Here is a 16,608-nt window from a genome sequence, read left to right as displayed (position 1 = left end):
AAGGACAAACACTATGTGTCAGCGCGTTACATGCAGGAAGTGCGGCAAGCCCACCTGGGCCGGCTGTGGTAACCACATCGAACAGGCTCTCGCCGGCGTTCCCCAGTCGGAGCGTTGCCAGGGTCACGAGAACGAGGGCGGCTCGTCCTTCCTCTCGAAGCTGTTCGGCTAAAGCTTCAGACTGAGGTGGCGGTTTAGCTGCGGCTGCGGTTTGGCTGTGGCTGCGGTTTGGCGGCGGGCCCTAGGTGCCTGATTGCCGCCTGATCGGTTCAGTCTTGGCCCCGCGACTTTGACGTCGCGGGGCCACCCGCTTTGTTGGAGAGCTTCGCGTGGGCGCCGTGGCGGAGCGGGCGCGTGGTGGCGCGGGTGGCGTGCAGGTTACTACAGCGCCGGCAGCCGGACAACGGTTGTGGGCAGGGCCCGGCCGCCAGTAAGGACTATTGCCCGCTTCCCTTCGCCGCATTCGGCTATAGGATGTGGAAATCGGGTCATCGGTGGAGCGGTGGGAGGCTCTGACACCGACCCACGACGCCCGTGCACCATTAAGCTGATTGCCGCTGTATTAAAATGCGCCAGATTAATACAGCGGCGGGCACCTTGGTACAGCGCGGACGTTGCGGTGGCTGGGCGGCCTGCAGGTTAGTACAGCGCGGACGGCCAACTCGCCGGGGCGGCCCGGCGGCGGCCCGGCGGCGGCCCGGTGGCGCGGCAGCCAAGCGGCCCAAGAGCCGCCCAAGCCGTTGAGACGGGAAGGAAACGCAGATGGCAGACGTCAACGATCCGCGTTATGTGCGCGTGCGTGCCCAGCTCAACGATGCCGCGCTGCGGCTCGCGCTGGCCAAGCCTGCTGATGCCATCACGGTGGCCGAGCTTTCCCGCGAGGCCGGCATTTCTCGGACGACCTTCTACCAGCACGGAGACTCACCGGCGCAGTTCATTGCGGACGCCGTCGTTGATATCCTTCAGCCTTTCCTCGACGAGCTCACCGGGGCTATCGCCACCGCAAGCGATGATTACCTTCTGCGCTGGCGCGAGATCTATATTCGCATGCTGACCGAGTTGCTCAACCACCGGCAGATTCTTGGCGCGCTTTTTGGTGGGGAGGGTCAGCCGGTGATCGTCGGCCACATTACCCGGCGCCTGACCTTGACCTTCGCCGCGTACGTGGACGAATTCAAATCTCGGCTCGAGGGCGAATCCGTGTCGGAGTTGTGGACTGAGATGGCCTCCACCCAGCAGGTGTATAACCTTGTGTCGGTTCTCGTGTCGTGGCTGAGTACGGGGATGAAAGAGAGTCCCGACGTCGTCGTCAATACCTATCTTTCTCTCGCGCCGCCGTGGCAGCTGGCTCGCTTCCAGGCCGATGGCTCACTCTCGCTGCGACGCTCCCGCCTGGTCTCCGACATTGTGGCGGAGGCATACAACAAGCCGCACCTGTAGCGGCGCCCTGTGTCGCACGCCATGTGCCGTCCGTACCCCCACGCCAGTAACCTGCACCCGCCCCCACGCCCCGTGCCGCACGCCACGCGGCGAGTGGGTTAAAGCGCTCGACATCACCCCACCCCCGCGTGCTAGGCTCAAGACGTCTTTAAGGCGGTCAGAGAACCGGCAAGACGCCACGCGTGAGCGCTTTGCCCTGCCTTTTGGCGGGGCTTTTTTGATACCCGCCGGGAGGTGAGGCCCGTGCGTGAGCCCTTGCCGCCGCCTACGCTCGAGCGGAAGGAATGCCATGACGACCGTGATGGACGGCCCGGCAATGGGTCGCTCGCTGACACGCATTGCTCACGAAATCCTTGAATCGACCCACGGCACCGACGACCTCGTCCTGGTTGGCATCATCAACCGCGGCGACACGCTGGCCCGCCTCTTGGCCGTGATGATCAAACAGATTGAGGGGGTGGAGGTGCCGGTCGTCCACCTGGATATCACGAATTTCCGCGACGACGCCGCAGTCCGGCTCGCGTCCGAACAGGCCCCGGCGCACCCCGCACCGGCCACCCACGCCGCACCCACCAAGCACCCCGCACCGGCCGCACCGGCCGACAAGGGCGGGGACGGCGAGACGCGGGGTGACGGCGAGACGCGGGCCGACGGCGTCGTGAACCCGGTTCCGGACCTGACGGGGAAGAAGGCCGTGCTCGTGGACGACGTGCTTTACACCGGGCGGACGGCGCGAGCGGCGATGGATGCGCTGCTGTCGGCAGGAAGGCCGGCGCGAATTTGGCTGGCGACCCTCGTGGACCGGGGCCATCGCGAATTGCCGATCCGGGCGGACTTTGTGGGGAAGAATGTGCCGACGAGCGCGGGGCAGAAGGTTGTGGTCAATGTGGAGCCGACCGACGCACGCACCGCCGTGGACGTGGTGGAGGTGGCCCGATGAGCATGCTATCCACCCGACACTTGATGAGCATGGATGACCTCACCCTCGAGGACATCGCCACGATCCTCGATCGCGCCGATACTCACCGGGAGCTCAACGCGACCAGCGCGGCGGCGAAGAAGCACGGCTCGCTGCGCGGGTACACGATCGTCAACCTTTTCCTGGAGTCGTCCACGCGCACCCGCACGTCCTTCGAGATCGCAGGTAAGCGGCTGGGCGCGGACGTGATCAACATTTCGGGTTCGGTCTCCTCGATTGTGAAGGGGGAGTCGCTGGTGGATACGGCGTTGACCCTGGACGCGATGGATACGGACATGGTGGTGGTGCGGGCCCGGGCTGCCGGCACCCCGCAGGTGATGCGCCGCAACATCCGCGGCAGCGTGGTTAACGCCGGGGACGGCAAGCACGAGCATCCCACCCAGGCCCTGCTCGATCTGCACACGATGCGCACGAGCTTCGGCCACATCGAGGGACTGCGCGTGGCGATCGTGGGGGACATCGCGCATTCGCGCGTGGTGGGCTCCCTGGCCCGCGTGTTGAATCGGATGGGGGCGAGCGTGGTGGTTGCTGGCCCGCCGGCCTTCATGCCAGCCCGGCCCGACGTGCTCGGGGTCGAGGTGGCGCGCAGCATCGACGAGGCCCTTGCCGGCGCTGACGTCGTCTACCTCCTGCGCATCCAGCTCGAGCGGCTGGGCAGCCTCCAGCTTTTGCCGTCGCTTCGCGAGTACGCCCGTTTCTGGGGGATGGACGAGCGTCGGGTGGCCTCGTTGGCCCCGCACACGATCCTCATGCATCCGGGCCCGATGAATCGCGGCGTGGAGGTCACCTCGGAGGTGGCCGACGCCGTCGCCTCCCGCATCAACGACCAGGTCAACTCGGGTGTGGCCGTGCGCATGGCCGTCATGGAACTTCTCCTCGCCAACCGCGAGGATCTGCCCGCCCAGCCAGTTAAGGAGCTGCTCAATGTCTAAGGTTCTTGTAGGTGCCCGCATCGTCGATCCCCAGAAGGGGTACGACGCCGTCGGCACAATTTTCGTCCGGGATGGCCGTATCGCCGCGGTGAGTTTTGACGGCGAGGAGGCCGGCTGGGCCGACGCCGAGCGCATCGACCTAAGCGGGAAGATCATCATGCCGGGCCTGTTCGACATGCACGTGCACTTCCGCGAGCCGGGGCTCGAGCACAAGGAGGATATTGAGACGGGCTCGCGGGCGGCAGCCCGCGGCGGATTCACGGGCGTTGCCACGATGGCCAACACCGAACCCGTGGTTGATCGCGCGCAGCTGGTCCTCACCCAGATTCAGCGCGGCAAGGAGATCGGCCTTGTTGACATCTTCCCCATCGGCGCCGTCAGCAAGGGCCTCGGAGGCAAGGAGCTGTCGGAGATGGGTGACATGGCTAGCGCCGGCGCGGTCGCCTTCTCCGACGACGGGCACGGGATCCAGCACTCTGGCCTCATGCGCCTCGCGCTCGACTACGCCAAACTCTGGGACTGCCCGGTGATCACTCACTCGCAGGACGAGGGGCTGGTGGGCGACGGCGTCGTCAACGAGGGCGTGGCCTCGACCCGGCTCGGGCTGGCAGGGTGGCCGTCGCAGGGCGAGGTGGTCCAGATCCTGCGCGACATCGAACTCGCCGAACTCACCGGCGGGCGCCTGCACGTGGGTCACATCTCGACCGCGGCGGGCGTGGAGGCCGTGCGTGCGGCGAAGGCTCGGGGGCTGAACGTGACCGCCGAAGCAACCCCACATCACCTCTTCCTCACCGAGGACGACATCAGCACCGAATACGAGACGTATTACAAGGTCAACCCGCCGTTGCGGGCGGGTACGGACGCGCAGGTGCTCGCGCAGGCCGTGGTGGATGGGACGATCGACGTCATCTCCACTGACCACGCCCCACACGCCGCCCACGAAAAGGACCTCGAATTCGAACGCGCACCCTTCGGCATGATCGGCCTGGAAACCTCGCTGCCGGCGGTGTTCAACGGGCTGGTGCGAACGGGACGCATCGACTGGAATCGCCTCGTCACGCTCATGGCGATCCGCCCGCGTCAGATCCTGCGCTTGGCGCCGCTCGCCATCGAGGAGGGGGCCGACGCCTCGCTGTGCATCTTCGATCCCGAGGGTACGACGCCGGTAGACCGCGATCACTTGGCCTCCAAGTCCGTCAACTGCGGCTTCTGGGGGCGCACGCTCGCCGGCGCCGTCTGGGGCACGCTCTTGCGCGGCGAATTCACCTATCGCGACGGAAAGGTCACCCGATGAAACTGACTGCCGGAGGCGAACGCGTCATCGTCGCCCTCGACCTGTCCGAAGGAGAGGCGCTCGCGCTCGCGGACACACTCCCGCGCGGGGCATGGGTCAAGGTCGGCATGACGCTCTTTTATGCGACGGGCCCGCGCATCGTCACCGAACTCAAGGATCGCGGATTCAAGGTCTTCCTTGACCTCAAGCTCCACGACATTCCCCATCAGGTCCGCCAGGCCAGTGCCGTGCTCGGAAGGCTCGGGGCGGATCTGCTGACCGTGCACGCGGCGGGCGGCGCGGACATGATTCGCGCCGCCCGCGAGGGGCTGGCCAGCGCGGGGGCCACCTCAACCGCGATCCTGGCCGTCACCGTCCTGACCTCGATGGACGAGGCGACCTTGGCGTCGATCGGCGTCGAGCGAGACCTGCCCGCCCAGGTGGCCGCTCTTGCGCGCGCCTCCTACGCGGCGGGTGCCGACGGCGTCGTCTGCTCCCCGCTCGAGGCACCCCACCTGCGAGGGGCTCTCGGTCCAGAGGCGCTCATCGTCACCCCGGGTGTGAGGCCGCCAGGCGCGCAGCTCGGCGACCAGTCCCGCGTCGCGACCCCCGCGGCAGCGGTGGCCGGGGGAGCAAGCCACGTGGTGGTCGGTCGGCCAATCACTGCCGCGGACGAGCCCGCCCGGGCATTCACGGCGATCTCCACAGACATCGATTCGGTACTTTATAGGTAGGAAAAATGGCACTGACTGACCTTGAAATTTTGGCGGAGCTGCGTGAAACTGACGCGATCGCCCACGGACATTTTGCGCTCACGAGCGGACGACACTCGGACACTTACATTCAGTGTGCGCGGGTGCTCGAATCGCCGGACGTGACCGCGACGCTCGCGCGGGAGGCGGTACGCCGCCTCCCCGCAGGGCTCGACGTGGACCTGGTGGCCTCCCCGGCGGTGGGCGGTATGCTCTTCGGCTTTGCCGTAGCCCTGGCCCTGCACAAGCGCTTCGTGTTTTCCGAGCGGGTGGAGGGCAAGATGCGCTTCCGCCGCTCCTTCCACATCCCGGCCGGTGCCCGGGTGTTGATCGTCGAGGACGTCGTAACAACCGGCGGTTCTGTGGCCGAAGTGGAGGAGCTGGTCAAGGAGGCCGGGGCGGAGGTTGCCGGCGTCGTCTCAATCATCGACCGCAAGACCGATCGGAAGTTTGCCGCGCCCTTCTACCCGTTGCTGGCGCTGCCAACCGAATCGTGGGAGCCGGCTGAATGTTCGATGTGCGGGGCGGGCGAGGAAATCGACTCGCCGGGAAGCCGCCGCTTGTAGGCGTGCCGGCGGCGACTGCCCCGAACTTCCCACCTACTTAACACCTAACATAACACTGTGGGAAGTTAGGTGTTATGTTGAGTGTTATGTTCGCGCCACGTCGCTTTGACCTCGTGAAACGCCCCTTATTGGCGATCCAACTCGCGGGTGTCGAGGTAGTAGATGCGCGAGCGGGTGCCGAACTCGGGGTCGTAATGGCGCGCGACGTCGAAGGAAAGGATTCCTTCGTTGCAGCGTGGCGGACTCAGTAAGAACTCTGGCTCGGTTCGGAAGATCATCTCAACGTTCTCCATGCCCGGAACCCAACGCATGAGCGCGTAGGTTCTCTTGCCTTGAGAGTGGAAGCCCGTCTTCCAATAGGTGGCCTCGCCGCAAACGGCCATCGAACCCGATTGGTTGTTCTTCCGGCTCAGTTGGAGGTGCTGACCGGAGCCATCAGCATAGACCGTGCTTTGGCTGATGACGCCGACGTCGTTGCTCGACTAAACGTCCCACCCGTGCAGGGTTACCCCATCGTAGGAGCGGCAATGGCGGCGGTCGCCCATCTCCCGAGTCTTGCCTTCGAGGGATGTGAGGTGGAGCTGGGTGCACAGGTCGGGGTCATCGCTTGGCCACACGAGCGAAGAGACGTGGCCGGGCATGATGGAGAGTCGGTCTGACAGAGAGCCGCTCCAGCAAGTGATGGCCGACGCCGTCGTTCCCTCGATCTTCGCCAGGCATGGTTCGCGGGTGCCGGGCTTTTGCGCCATGGCTACGATCGTTCCATCGTGTTCGGCGATCGTTTCCGGGAGGTAGGACCAGTCAAGGCCCGCCGGTGGGGCGACCTCGGTCGAGGCGCCGGTGAGGAGGTCGAGTCGGCTGATCTTGCCGGTTTCGGTGTTGCGGTCGGCCAGGTCGGGGCTGTCGACGACGAAGGCGTCGGTCCCCGTGAAGAGGATTCGGCCCAGGTAGCGGCGGGCGTCGTTGGGAATGCTGACTTCCCTCACGAGGTTGCCGGTGTCGCGTTCGTAGATGGAGGCGCGGTGGACGTCGTTGGTGTCCCACAGTGCGTAGTACCTCGAGCTGACGATGGGCAGCTCGTATTCGGCGGGCGCCTTGCCCTCGTAGATGAGGATGGGATGTGCGAGTTTCTCGACGTCCTCGATGACGGTGCGCGTGTGTGGCTCGACGAAGGGCGGGGCCTGTGTGAATGCCTGGACCGTCGGCACGTCGCCCAAAGATGGAATGCTTCGGCTGGCGGATGGGACGCCGGAAGTCTTCCCGCTAGCGCAGGCGGCGAGAGTCAGGACTGCGCACGCCGCCATCAATCGTCCTTTCCTTGCCCACGCGACCATGATTCCTCCTCCATGTAATGACCGGGTATCTCCATCGTATGGGGGGATACTTTCATGTGGGCGATTCGGCAGATTGATACCAAATCGTTGTCAACGTGGGACCGGCGGCGGAGCCAAGCGGCGGGCAACGGGGCTCAGCGCTCCGGCGTTGGGGCTCAGTTTGCGCTTATCCCGGCCACGATTTCTCGGATGAGCGCCGGGCCGCGATAGATGAATCCCGTGTAGAGCTGGATGGCCTTGGCTCCCGCGGCGAGGGCCGCATGGGCGTCGGCAGCCGTCATGATGCCGCCCGAGGCAACCACGTCAACGCGGGAGTGGGCGGCCACGTAGCGCACGACCTCGAGCGATCGCTTTGTGAGTGGCGCGCCGGAGAGCCCGCCGGTCTCGGCTGACATGGGAGAGCGTAGGCCCACCGGTCGCGCGTTCGTTGTGTTCGTTGCGATGATGGCGTCGACGCCGGCGTCCTGGGCCGCCTCGAGAATGCCGTCAAGTGCGGGCCAGTCCATGTCCGGAGCGATCTTGAGCCAGAGGGGAAGTCGATCTGGCTCGGTGCCACGGATGTCGTTGAGCGCCTGAAGCAGCGCCCGAAGCGCGGCGGGATCTTGGAGGTCGCGCAGACCGGGGGTGTTCGGGCTCGACACATTGATGGCGACGTAGTCCGCCACGTCGCTGACCTCGCGCATGCAGGTGGCATAGTCGGCGATGAAGTCCTCGTTCGGCGTCGTCTTATTCTTGCCGATGCTCATGCCAATGCGCGTGCCGAGGGCGTTGTTGCCGCGCACAACTCCCCATGAGCGAAGAAGTCCAGCCGCGCTCTCGACGCCGGGGTTGTTGAATCCCATGCGGTTGATGATTGCGTGATCCTCTGGCATGCGGAACATGCGCGGGGAGGGGTTTCCGGGTTGCGGGCGCGGGGTGAAGGTTCCCAGTTCTGCGCCGGCGAAGCCGATTGCGGACCACATGCGTGCGGCCTGGGCGCTCTTATCCAGCCCTGCCGCGAGGATGACGGGATGGCGGAAGCGCACACCCCCGCAGGTCACGGGCGCGTCCGGGATTCGCAGAACCGGTAGGTTGCTAGTGATCTGCGAGCCAAAGTTGCCTAGGGGGCCGGCCTGGGACAGCACGTTCATCATCTGGTCGTGGATAACCTCGGGATCCTTACGGAAGAGTAGTGGCCGCAACACTCGTTCGTAGCCGATGGCTTCGGTGGCCGTGACGGTCTGGCTGGCAAATCTGGTGATGCCGTTGAGGTTCATCGCATACCTTTCGACTGGCTATCCGCGTTAAGCATAATCGCTCTGCTGCACTCACAACAATGATGTCTCGCCTGATGTTTGGCGGAATCTTGCTTGTCGGACGGCGTTGGGAATGTCGCCGAGCCCGGCAAAGTTGAGTGGGACGGGCTCAAGAAAAGGGTAGGGTTCTTGACGAAACTTTTTCGATCGTCTTATCCTGTACGAGGAACAATTCTTAACCAGTGGGCTTCGGCCCAATAGAAGGAGAAACAACATGGCACGAGCAGTTGGTATTGATCTTGGTACCACCAATTCCGTGGTTTCCGTCCTTGAGGGCGGCGAGCCCACGGTCATCGCGAATGCAGAAGGCATGCGCACCACCCCTTCGGTGGTCGGCTTCTCGAAGACTGGCGAGGTGCTCGTCGGCGAAATCGCAAAGCGTCAGGCTGTTGCGAACCCCGATCGCACGATCTCCTCGGTCAAGCGTCACATGGGTGAAACTTGGTCAGTTGACATCGATAGCAAGAGCTACAACGCCCAGCAGATCTCGGCCTACATCCTTCAGAAGCTGAAGAAGGATGCCGAAACCTACCTTGGTGAGTCGGTGACCGACGCCGTCATTACCGTCCCCGCCTACTTCAATGACGCCCAGCGTCAAGCAACGAAGGACGCGGGCCAGATCGCGGGCCTCAACGTCCAGCGCATCGTCAACGAGCCGACGGCTGCCGCGCTCGCCTACGGCCTTGAGAAGGGCAAGGAAGACGAAATGATTCTCGTCTTCGACCTTGGTGGCGGCACGTTTGACGTCTCGTTGCTCGAAGTGGGCAAGGATGATGACGATTTCTCGATCATCCAGGTCCGTGCAACCTCCGGCGATAACCAGCTTGGTGGCGATGACTGGGATCAGCGCATCGTCGATTGGCTGGTCACCCAGACGAAGAACGCTTACGGCGTCGATCTGTCGAAGGACAAGGTGGCCGTCCAGCGCCTGAAGGAGGCCGCTGAGCAGGCGAAGAAGGAACTGTCCTCGGCGACCTCGACGAACATCACTCTCCAGTACCTGTCCATGTCGGAAAACGGCCCGATCCACTTGGACGAGACCCTCACGCGCGCGAAGTTCGAAGACATGACTCGCGATCTGCTCGAGCGCACGAAGGCTCCGTTCAAGAAGGTCATCGAGGACGCCGGTATCCAGCTGTCCGAGATCGATCACGTCGTCATGGTTGGCGGCTCCACCCGTATGCCGGCCGTGACCGAGGTCGTCAAGGAGCTCACGGGCGGCCGCGAGCCGAACAAGGGCGTCAACCCGGACGAGGTCGTGGCTGTGGGCGCGGCCCTGCAGGCCGGCGTCATCACCGGTGACCGTACCGACGTGCTCCTCATCGACGTCACCCCGCTCTCCCTCGGCATCGAGACCAAGGGCGGCGTGATGACCAAGCTCATCGAGCGCAACACGGCTATCCCGACCAAGCGCAGCGAAGTCTTCTCCACTGCCGAGGACAACCAGCCTTCCGTGCTCATTCAGGTCTACCAGGGCGAGCGTCCCTTCGCCCGTGACAACAAGTTGCTCGGAACCTTCGAACTGTCCGGCATCGCGCCCGCACCGCGTGGCATGCCCCAGATTGAGGTCACCTTCGACATCGACGCGAACGGAATCGTTCACGTCTCCGCGAAGGATCGCGGCACTGGCAAGGAGCAGTCAGTGACCATCACCGGCGGTTCTGGGCTATCGAAGGAAGACATTGAGCGCATGGTCAAGGAAGCCGAGGAGAACGCGGCCGAGGACGCCAAGCGCAAGGAAGAGGCTGAGGTTCGCAACACCGCCGAACAGCAGGCCTACTCCATCGAGAAGCTCCTGGACGAGAACAAGGACAAGCTTGATGACACGGTGACCACCGAGGTTCGCACCGCCGTTGAAGCGCTCAAGACGGCGCTGGCGGGCACCGACGTCGAGGCCATCAAGACCGCTCAAGAGGACCTCAACACGAAGGCTCAGAAGATTGGCGAGGCGCTGTACGCCCAGGCTCAGGCCGAGGGCGCAGGCGCTCCGGGCGCCGAGGGCTGGACGGATGCAGCCAATGCTGCACGCCAGGCAGCTTCGGACGAGGACGTCGTTGACGCCGAGATTGTTGACGACGAGGACTCCAAGAAGTAAATCGGTGTGAGGGGCGGCGGCTTCGGCTGCCGCCCCTTGCCCACAGAAAGGACTGGGGATGACGAACGAGAATCTCACACCCGACGAGCCGGCCAATGACGGCGAGGCCCCACAGGTCGACGCCACCGCCGACGCGGCTGACATCACCGCCGACTCCGCCAAGGATGCGTCTGCTGACGTACCCGCGACAGATGACGTGACTGGCGAAGACGGCGTCGTGGACCTGTCGGAACTGGACCAGGCACTCCTGCGGGTGGCCGAACTGGAGGAGGAGGTCGCGCGCCGGAAGGCGGACCTGTACAACCTCGGCCAGGAATACAACGGCTACGTCAAGCGCTCGAAGGCCGAGGCTCGCACGCAGTACGATGCTGGCATCACCAAGGTGCTGGAGAATCTGCTCTCCGTTCTTGATGATGCACATCTGGCACGCGAACACGGTGACCTGACGGGACCGGCAGGCACCGTGGTGGAGAAGCTTGAGCAGACGTTGGCAACTAACTTTGGGCTGGTGCGTTTTGGTGAAATCGGTGACGAGTTTGATCCCGAGCATCACGAGGCGTTGATGAACCAAACCTCGTCTGATGTTGAAACCCAACAGGTCCAGCACATCATTCAGCCTGGCTACAAGCAGGGCGAGAAGGTTGTGCGCCCGGCGCGCGTGGGCGTGGTTTCCCCCGAATAGGGAAGTGGCGGAGCGGAAGTTCCGCAGGGAGGTGAATAATGGCAGCTAGCCAGGATTGGATGTCGAAAGATTTCTACGCGGCTCTGGGTCTGAACAAGGACGCGAGCGAGGCGGAGATCAAGAAGGCATACAACACCTATGCCCGCAAGTACCATCCGGATCGCAACCCGGGCGACAAGGCGTCCGAAGAGAAGTTCAAGGCGGCTTCCGAGGCGTACCAGGTTTTGTCCAATGCCGAGGATCGCAAGCAGTACGACGCGATCCGTTCGATGGCAGGTGGCGGGGCCCGGTTCTCGTCGGGCGCCGGCGGGTTCGAGGACATCTTCTCCAGCTTCGGCGGCGGCAACGTCCGCTTCAACACGGGTGGGAACGCGACTCCCGGATTCGAGGACATTCTGTCGCAGATGTTCGGTGGCGGCGCGCCGCAGCCGAACGGTCAGGGCGGCTTCGGCGGCTTTGGGGGCTTTGGTTCCCGACGCCGTCCGGAACGTGGCTCTGACGTGCAGGCGGAGATTTCGATCCCGTTGCGTCAGGCGATCGATGGGACGACCGTGACGGTGACCAGCAATGGCGAAAAGGTCACGGCGAAGATCCCTGCGGGCATCACGGACGGGCAGAAGATTCGTATCAAGGGCAAGGGTCGCCCCGGCGTGAACGGCGGCGAGCCGGGCGACGTGCTGGTCAAGGTCAGCGTGGAACCGCACCCTGTCTATGAGCTCAAGGGCAAGGACATTTATGTCAACGTGCCGGTATCGTTCGATGAGGCGGCACTCGGTGCGACGATCGAGGTGCCCACGGTGTACGGGAACAAGGTCAAGGTCAAGGTCCCCGCGGGGTCGAGCTCCGATAAGCTGATGCGTGTGCGCGGCAAGGGGGTTCAGCCCAAGAAGGGCGATCAGGGTGACATGTATGTGCGTCTGAAGGTCGTCGTCCCCAAGCGCCTGTCCGATGAGGCGCGTGCTGTGGTCGAACAGTTCCGCGAGGTGACGGCCGAGGCCGATCCGCGCCGCGAGTTTGAGGACATGGCGAAGATTTAAGGTCAGGCCGCCCGCACACGCGGGCGGCCTGCGAGCAGGAGAGGAGCAGACATGGCTAAGGTGTCGAGGACGGCGCCGATCCTGTCGGTGACCGTGGCGGCCGAGCTCGCGGGCATGCATGCCCAGACGGTGCGCCAATACGACCGCATGGGCCTTGTGGTCGCCCAGCGTACGCGTGGCGGGGGCCGGCGCTACTCTCTCAACGACGTCGACAAGCTGGCCGAAATTCAGCGCCTGTCCCAGGAAGAGGGCGTGAGTCTGGCTGGTATCGCGAAGATCTTTGATCTTCAGGATCAGCTCGAAAAGTCCGAACGGGCCCGTACCAGGCTTGAGCGCGAGAACGCCAAGCTTCGCGGCGCCGTGGACTTCCTGCACGAGGAACTGACTCATTATGACCGGCGCATCAACCGGGTTTTCGCTGCGGGTCCCTCTGGCGACGTGCTCATGGCCGACCGCTTCGAGGACCTGCGTTCGGCATTGCGGGAGCAGGTGGCGCGCGAGCGGGGTGCGGCCGGGCACGACGTCGTCGTGTGGCGCCCGCGCTATCTTGTCCCGCAGAACCTGTTCTAGGTGGCGGGCATCGGCGGGCATCGGCGGGCGTGGGAGGCGTCGTGGGCGAAGTGACGATAGACCGTCTGACCCGTGAATTGAGCGCTGGTGTTGGCGCGATCATCGATGGGCGTCACCCTGCTCCTGGTGCGGGAATGAGGCAGGCAGCAGTTCTTGTGCTACTCGATCAACCCTCCGATCCGGCAGTTCTACTGACCGAACGGGCTTCCCATTTGCGCAAACATGCTGGTCAGATCAGTTTTCCTGGCGGGAGCGTTGAGCCGGGGGAGACGGCGTCGGGTGCAGCCTTGCGCGAGGCGTGGGAAGAGTGCGGGATCGACGACGCCGGGGTGCGGCTGCTGGGTGAGCTTCCGGCGAGCTCGTTGCCCGTGTCGTCCTTTGCCGTGACACCGGTGGTGGGCACGTGGAGTACCGATCGGCAGCTTGAGGCGGTGCCGAGCCCGGACGAGGTGGACGCCATCCATATGGTGAAGGTCGCGGACTTGGTCGATCCGAATAATCGGGGGCGGTGGTCTCGATCTGGGAGGCCCGTGTTGGAGCGGAAAGGGCTGGTGTCTGGCGGGGGATCTGGTGGTGAAATCGGCGGTGCGGCTTTCCGTGTTGGGGATGTTGTGATTTGGGGTTTTACGGCGATGTTGCTTGATGGTTTGTTGGACGTGGCTGGTTGGTCGCATCCGTGGGATACGGGTCGGCGTATTGCTGTGCCGAGGAGGTTTGGCGGCTGGGATTAGTCGTGCGAGGGCACCTGGCCGCGCCCGACTGTGAGTGCGGGGTCTAGGGCGTTTGGTGGGTGATGCAGGCTGTTATCTTGTGAGGTGGCGGAGCAGGTGGGGGACATCGGAGAAGACGCCGGTGACGCCCCAGTTGAAGAGTTCGTTCGCGCGGGCCGGGCTATTGACGGTCCACACGTTGACGCCGAATCCAGCGCTGCGGAAGGTGTGGACCATGTCTTTGGTCAGGCCATCCGAGTCGGGGTGAATGTAGTCGGCGTCGAGGAGTTCGAGGATGGACTTCCAGTCCGGCCAGAGGTTCTCCTTGACGAAGAGTGCGCCGATTGGCAGTGCGGGGTTCTTCGTCTTGATTTCGCGCAGTAGCAGGTGGTTGAAGGAGGAGATAATGACCTCGGGGCCATCGAGACGTTCTAGTTCAGCCAGGACGTTGTCCACGAGGAGGTGGCTCATCTTTGCGCCCGCCTCGTTGGACTTGAACTCGATGTTGGCGTTCAGGCCGGTTTCATTCATGAAGTCGACCAGCTCGCGTAGCGTGGGGATCCGCTCGCCTTCGTATTCGGGGCCAAACCAGGAGCCTGCATCGATGTCGTTGAGGTCGGCTTTGGTGAGCCCGTAGTACGAGCCTGACGTGTTGGTGGTTCGATCCAGCGTGGTGTCATGGATGAGGATGGGTGTCCCGTCCCCGAGAATGTCGACGTCTGTTTCGATCCAGGTCAGCCCGCGGTCGACTGCCTCTTGGAAAGACGCCATGGTGTTCTCTGGCTTGAGACCACAGACGCCGCGATGAGCGAAGATACGCTGTTGCATGCCTTTATGATCTTTCTATATTGTGATCTGCTTCTAGAGGAGTGTGGGTTTGATCCACTCTTTGCCCAGCACATGGTGGTCCACGAAGGCCATGACGGTCTGGTACCAGACGGCCGAATTGGAGGGCTTCAGCACCCAGTGGTTTTCGTCGGGGAAGTAGAGGAACTTGTGGCCGCGCACCTTCGCCACCCGGTTGAGGGCCTGCCACAAGGCGTGGCTCTGGGAGAGTGGGACGCGGTAGTCCTTGTCTCCGTGGATGATCAGCATCGGAACCTCGATCTGTTCGGCGAAGCGATGTGGGGAGTAAATGGCCTCCTGGGTGGGCAACATCCACTCGTACCAGCTGCCGTTGTCCGTGGTTCCGGCCATCTGCCCGACGTTCCACAGGGAGGCGTGGCTGACGATGCAGGAGAACCGGGTGCCGGTGTGGCCGGCCATCCAGTTCGCCATGTATCCGCCGTAGGATCCGCCGAGGAGTGCGGTTCGTTCGCCGTTGATGTCCGTTCGCGCCTCAGCAGCGTCAACGAGCGCGAGCACGTCCGTGTAGGGTGTATCGCCGATCGCGTCATTACCGCGGTCGATCATGTGCTGGCCGTAGCCGGTGGAAATCGCGGGATCCGGCAGAAGGACAGCGTACCCCTTTGCCACAAACGGGCCCGGATTCCAGCGCCACGTCCAGTCATTCCACGAGCCCCAGGGCCCGCCGTGCACGAAGACGAGGAGCGGGGCGGGAGCCGAGGCCGACGCGCCTTCGGGTAGCCAGAGCCACGCGCGAATGTCGGTTCCGTCCTCACCCTTGGCAGTCACTTCCTCCAGGCGACCGGGCGCATTGACGGCAGGCGTGAGCTCTGCCAGCTCGTTCACCGTCCCATCGAGGGCGAGGGACACCGGGCGGCCCGGCTCGTTGATGGCCGACCGCAACGCATAAATCACACCATCGCGGACGCCGAGGTTGGTGTAGGCGTAGTCATCGTCCGTGAGAAGGGTGATCGAATCCTTCTTCAGATCCACGGTGTAGATGGATTCGCGCCCGCGCCGTGCGGCGGTGAGAACGAGTGTGGAATCGTCCAGCCAGAGAATTTGGCCCGGCCAATCGTCAAAGCTGGGGGCAAAGCGGGTGTGCTCACCCGAGTCGCGGCGCCAGACTTCGGACCAGACCCGCAACGGATCGCCGTCGACGTTTCCGGATTCGGCATAGAGGATTGCTGCCGAGCCGTCAGGCGAATAGTCGCCAACCCCGTAGCTCGTGTAGTCGGGTACGTCCTCGCGTGAGCGGGGAGCAACGGCGACCTCACGGGCAGTGCCGGTGGCCAGTTCGATCTCCCACACGGAGTTGGTCTGTTCCGTCGAGTTCGCAACCGACCGGCGGATGGTCACCAGCGCGTGCGAGGCGGCGGGGTTGACGCTGACCTCTTCGAGAATGCCCTCGGGGACCGGAATCGGGCGGATCACGATCTCAGAATCGGGCAGCTTCGACGTCGGTGCTGCTTCCTCCCCGTCCGCCGCCGACGCGGGGGACGGATCTGCCGAAAAGTCCTCGAGCAGCGGGACGTCAGCGATGAAGAGTTGGGGGTAGGCGGGCCCGAGATCGTGATCCCAGAAGCGCACCGGGAAGCCCTCGTGCAAGATGGCGCTCACGCCGCGCTCCTTGCGATCGGCGTGGATCTTGGCATCGTCCTCGAGCGAGCAGCCGGGAAGGACCTGAAGGGTGAGGATCAGCTTGCCGCCCGTTGCGGTGACTGATTCGATATCGCCGACGCTACGGAAAATTACGCGCGCCTCACCTGCGGGCGGAAGCATCCACAAGGCGTTGGATTGTCCTTCGACGTGGTCGTCATCGCGCCCGGAGACGAAGTAGACCTCCCCGCGTTCGCCGATCGCCACGAGGCCCTCACCCTTGACCGAACGGGTCAGGGTGCGTGGAGTGCCGTCCGTGATATCCACCAACGAGGACACATATTTGTCCTTCTTCTTCGACAGGCGCGCCACCGTGGTGATTGTGCGCCCGTGCTTCGTAGCCAGGCCGGTGACGCGTGGCTGGGCAATGAACGAATCCATCGAATCAAAAATACTCATGCGTCAATCGTAGCGAAGGCCCCCGACAAAAAACGTGCG

At 64.0% G+C, this 16,608-nt stretch carries 17 protein-coding genes; 12 read left to right on the top strand and 5 right to left on the bottom strand.

The genetic code is table 11. From position 1 onward, the window contains the following. Nucleotides 1-13: 13 nt before the first annotated feature. The 7 genes from HLG82_RS08785 to pyrE all read left to right on the top strand — a co-directional run bounded on the left by HLG82_RS08785 (nt 14) and on the right by pyrE (nt 5,942). Nucleotides 14-172 (top strand): DUF8730 family Cys-rich protein, encoded by a 159-nt coding sequence (locus tag HLG82_RS08785; RefSeq protein WP_193326462.1) that lies wholly within the window; start codon nt 14-16, stop codon nt 170-172. 590 nt (nt 173-762) lie between these two features. After that, nucleotides 763-1,440 carry a TetR/AcrR family transcriptional regulator gene (locus HLG82_RS08780; RefSeq protein WP_193326461.1) on the top strand — a complete coding sequence of 226 codons (678 nt, stop codon included), beginning with the start codon at nt 763-765 and terminating at the stop codon, nt 1,438-1,440. Nucleotides 1,441-1,729: 289 nt separating this feature from the next. After that, entirely contained in the window at nt 1,730-2,380 is a 651-nt protein-coding gene (locus HLG82_RS08775; protein WP_216858930.1) for a bifunctional pyr operon transcriptional regulator/uracil phosphoribosyltransferase PyrR, read from the top strand. Then, nucleotides 2,377-3,351, top strand: a complete 975-nt coding sequence (locus HLG82_RS08770; RefSeq protein ID WP_255313879.1) for an aspartate carbamoyltransferase catalytic subunit — start codon at nt 2,377-2,379, stop codon at nt 3,349-3,351. The genes HLG82_RS08775 and HLG82_RS08770 overlap by 4 nt, the downstream gene beginning before the upstream one ends. Then, on the top strand, nt 3,344-4,645 hold the full coding sequence (locus tag HLG82_RS08765; protein WP_193326460.1) for a dihydroorotase: 1,302 nt from the start codon (nt 3,344-3,346) through the stop codon (nt 4,643-4,645). Before HLG82_RS08770 ends, HLG82_RS08765 begins: the two co-directional genes overlap by 8 nt. Beyond that, nucleotides 4,642-5,358 (top strand): orotidine-5'-phosphate decarboxylase, encoded by a 717-nt coding sequence (gene pyrF / locus HLG82_RS08760; RefSeq protein ID WP_193326459.1) that lies wholly within the window; start codon nt 4,642-4,644, stop codon nt 5,356-5,358. The genes HLG82_RS08765 and pyrF overlap by 4 nt, the downstream gene beginning before the upstream one ends. A 5-nt stretch (nt 5,359-5,363) precedes the next feature. Next, the gene (gene pyrE / locus HLG82_RS08755) at nt 5,364-5,942 is read left to right on the top strand and encodes an orotate phosphoribosyltransferase (RefSeq protein WP_193326458.1); all 579 of its coding nucleotides are present in this window, start codon (nt 5,364-5,366) and stop codon (nt 5,940-5,942) included. A gap of 125 nt (nt 5,943-6,067) precedes the next feature. Here pyrE and HLG82_RS08750 read toward each other — a convergent pair whose 3' ends face one another. From HLG82_RS08750 to HLG82_RS08740, 3 genes are all read right to left on the bottom strand, one after another. Beyond that, nucleotides 6,068-6,253, bottom strand: coding sequence for a hypothetical protein (locus HLG82_RS08750; protein WP_193326457.1), 186 nt, complete (start codon nt 6,251-6,253; stop codon nt 6,068-6,070). A 171-nt stretch (nt 6,254-6,424) separates the two neighbouring features. Next, nucleotides 6,425-7,246, bottom strand: a complete 822-nt coding sequence (locus HLG82_RS08745) for a hypothetical protein (protein ID WP_193326456.1) — start codon at nt 7,244-7,246, stop codon at nt 6,425-6,427. Nucleotides 7,247-7,431: 185 nt separating this feature from the next. Next, the gene (locus tag HLG82_RS08740; protein WP_193326455.1) at nt 7,432-8,532 is read right to left on the bottom strand and encodes a quinone-dependent dihydroorotate dehydrogenase; all 1,101 of its coding nucleotides are present in this window, start codon (nt 8,530-8,532) and stop codon (nt 7,432-7,434) included. Between the two features lie 253 nt (nt 8,533-8,785). Here HLG82_RS08740 and dnaK point away from each other — a divergent pair, with 253 nt between their 5' ends. The 5 genes from dnaK to HLG82_RS08715 are packed head-to-tail and all read left to right on the top strand — an operon-like array spanning nt 8,786 to nt 13,686. Further along, nucleotides 8,786-10,666 (top strand): molecular chaperone DnaK, encoded by a 1,881-nt coding sequence (gene dnaK, locus HLG82_RS08735; protein WP_193326454.1) that lies wholly within the window; start codon nt 8,786-8,788, stop codon nt 10,664-10,666. A gap of 58 nt (nt 10,667-10,724) precedes the next feature. After that, complete coding sequence (locus tag HLG82_RS08730; RefSeq protein ID WP_193326453.1) at nt 10,725-11,348, top strand: nucleotide exchange factor GrpE; 624 nt, start codon at nt 10,725-10,727, stop codon at nt 11,346-11,348. A gap of 38 nt (nt 11,349-11,386) precedes the next feature. Continuing rightward, nucleotides 11,387-12,385: a DnaJ C-terminal domain-containing protein gene (locus HLG82_RS08725; protein WP_193326452.1), complete on the top strand. Its 999-nt coding sequence runs from the start codon at nt 11,387-11,389 to the stop codon at nt 12,383-12,385. A 51-nt stretch (nt 12,386-12,436) separates the two neighbouring features. Next, nucleotides 12,437-12,955 (top strand): heat shock protein transcriptional repressor HspR, encoded by a 519-nt coding sequence (locus HLG82_RS10535; protein ID WP_193326451.1) that lies wholly within the window; start codon nt 12,437-12,439, stop codon nt 12,953-12,955. A 41-nt stretch (nt 12,956-12,996) separates the two neighbouring features. Then, on the top strand, nt 12,997-13,686 hold the full coding sequence (locus HLG82_RS08715; RefSeq protein ID WP_193326450.1) for an NUDIX hydrolase: 690 nt from the start codon (nt 12,997-12,999) through the stop codon (nt 13,684-13,686). A 72-nt stretch (nt 13,687-13,758) separates the two neighbouring features. Here HLG82_RS08715 and HLG82_RS08710 read toward each other — a convergent pair whose 3' ends face one another. Together HLG82_RS08710 and HLG82_RS08705 are read right to left on the bottom strand one after the other, a co-directional pair. Further along, nucleotides 13,759-14,493 carry a glycerophosphodiester phosphodiesterase family protein gene (locus HLG82_RS08710; RefSeq protein WP_193326449.1) on the bottom strand — a complete coding sequence of 245 codons (735 nt, stop codon included), beginning with the start codon at nt 14,491-14,493 and terminating at the stop codon, nt 13,759-13,761. A gap of 33 nt (nt 14,494-14,526) precedes the next feature. Continuing rightward, nucleotides 14,527-16,569 carry an alpha/beta hydrolase family protein gene (locus HLG82_RS08705; RefSeq protein ID WP_193326448.1) on the bottom strand — a complete coding sequence of 681 codons (2,043 nt, stop codon included), beginning with the start codon at nt 16,567-16,569 and terminating at the stop codon, nt 14,527-14,529. Nucleotides 16,570-16,608 lie beyond the last annotated feature (39 nt).

The organism is Trueperella pecoris (assembly GCF_014926385.1).
In the GTDB taxonomy this organism is placed as follows: Bacteria; Actinomycetota; Actinomycetes; order Actinomycetales; family Actinomycetaceae; genus Trueperella; species Trueperella pecoris.
This window is presented reverse-complemented; position numbering and strand designations above follow the sequence as displayed.

Coding starts and splice junctions, on each gene's coding strand:
- HLG82_RS08785 (WP_193326462.1), top strand. CDS start 14: ATGTGTCAGCGCGTTACATGCAGGAAGTGCGGCAAGCCCACCTGGGCC.
- HLG82_RS08780 (WP_193326461.1), top strand. CDS start 763: ATGGCAGACGTCAACGATCCGCGTTATGTGCGCGTGCGTGCCCAGCTC.
- HLG82_RS08775 (WP_216858930.1), top strand. CDS start 1,730: ATGACGACCGTGATGGACGGCCCGGCAATGGGTCGCTCGCTGACACGC.
- HLG82_RS08770 (WP_255313879.1), top strand. CDS start 2,377: ATGAGCATGCTATCCACCCGACACTTGATGAGCATGGATGACCTCACC.
- HLG82_RS08765 (WP_193326460.1), top strand. CDS start 3,344: ATGTCTAAGGTTCTTGTAGGTGCCCGCATCGTCGATCCCCAGAAGGGG.
- pyrF (WP_193326459.1), top strand. CDS start 4,642: ATGAAACTGACTGCCGGAGGCGAACGCGTCATCGTCGCCCTCGACCTG.
- pyrE (WP_193326458.1), top strand. CDS start 5,364: ATGGCACTGACTGACCTTGAAATTTTGGCGGAGCTGCGTGAAACTGAC.
- HLG82_RS08750 (WP_193326457.1), bottom strand. CDS start 6,253: ATGCGTTGGGTTCCGGGCATGGAGAACGTTGAGATGATCTTCCGAACC.
- HLG82_RS08745 (WP_193326456.1), bottom strand. CDS start 7,246: ATGGCGGCGTGCGCAGTCCTGACTCTCGCCGCCTGCGCTAGCGGGAAG.
- HLG82_RS08740 (WP_193326455.1), bottom strand. CDS start 8,532: ATGAACCTCAACGGCATCACCAGATTTGCCAGCCAGACCGTCACGGCC.
- dnaK (WP_193326454.1), top strand. CDS start 8,786: ATGGCACGAGCAGTTGGTATTGATCTTGGTACCACCAATTCCGTGGTT.
- HLG82_RS08730 (WP_193326453.1), top strand. CDS start 10,725: ATGACGAACGAGAATCTCACACCCGACGAGCCGGCCAATGACGGCGAG.
- HLG82_RS08725 (WP_193326452.1), top strand. CDS start 11,387: ATGGCAGCTAGCCAGGATTGGATGTCGAAAGATTTCTACGCGGCTCTG.
- HLG82_RS10535 (WP_193326451.1), top strand. CDS start 12,437: ATGGCTAAGGTGTCGAGGACGGCGCCGATCCTGTCGGTGACCGTGGCG.
- HLG82_RS08710 (WP_193326449.1), bottom strand. CDS start 14,493: ATGCAACAGCGTATCTTCGCTCATCGCGGCGTCTGTGGTCTCAAGCCA.
- HLG82_RS08705 (WP_193326448.1), bottom strand. CDS start 16,569: ATGAGTATTTTTGATTCGATGGATTCGTTCATTGCCCAGCCACGCGTC.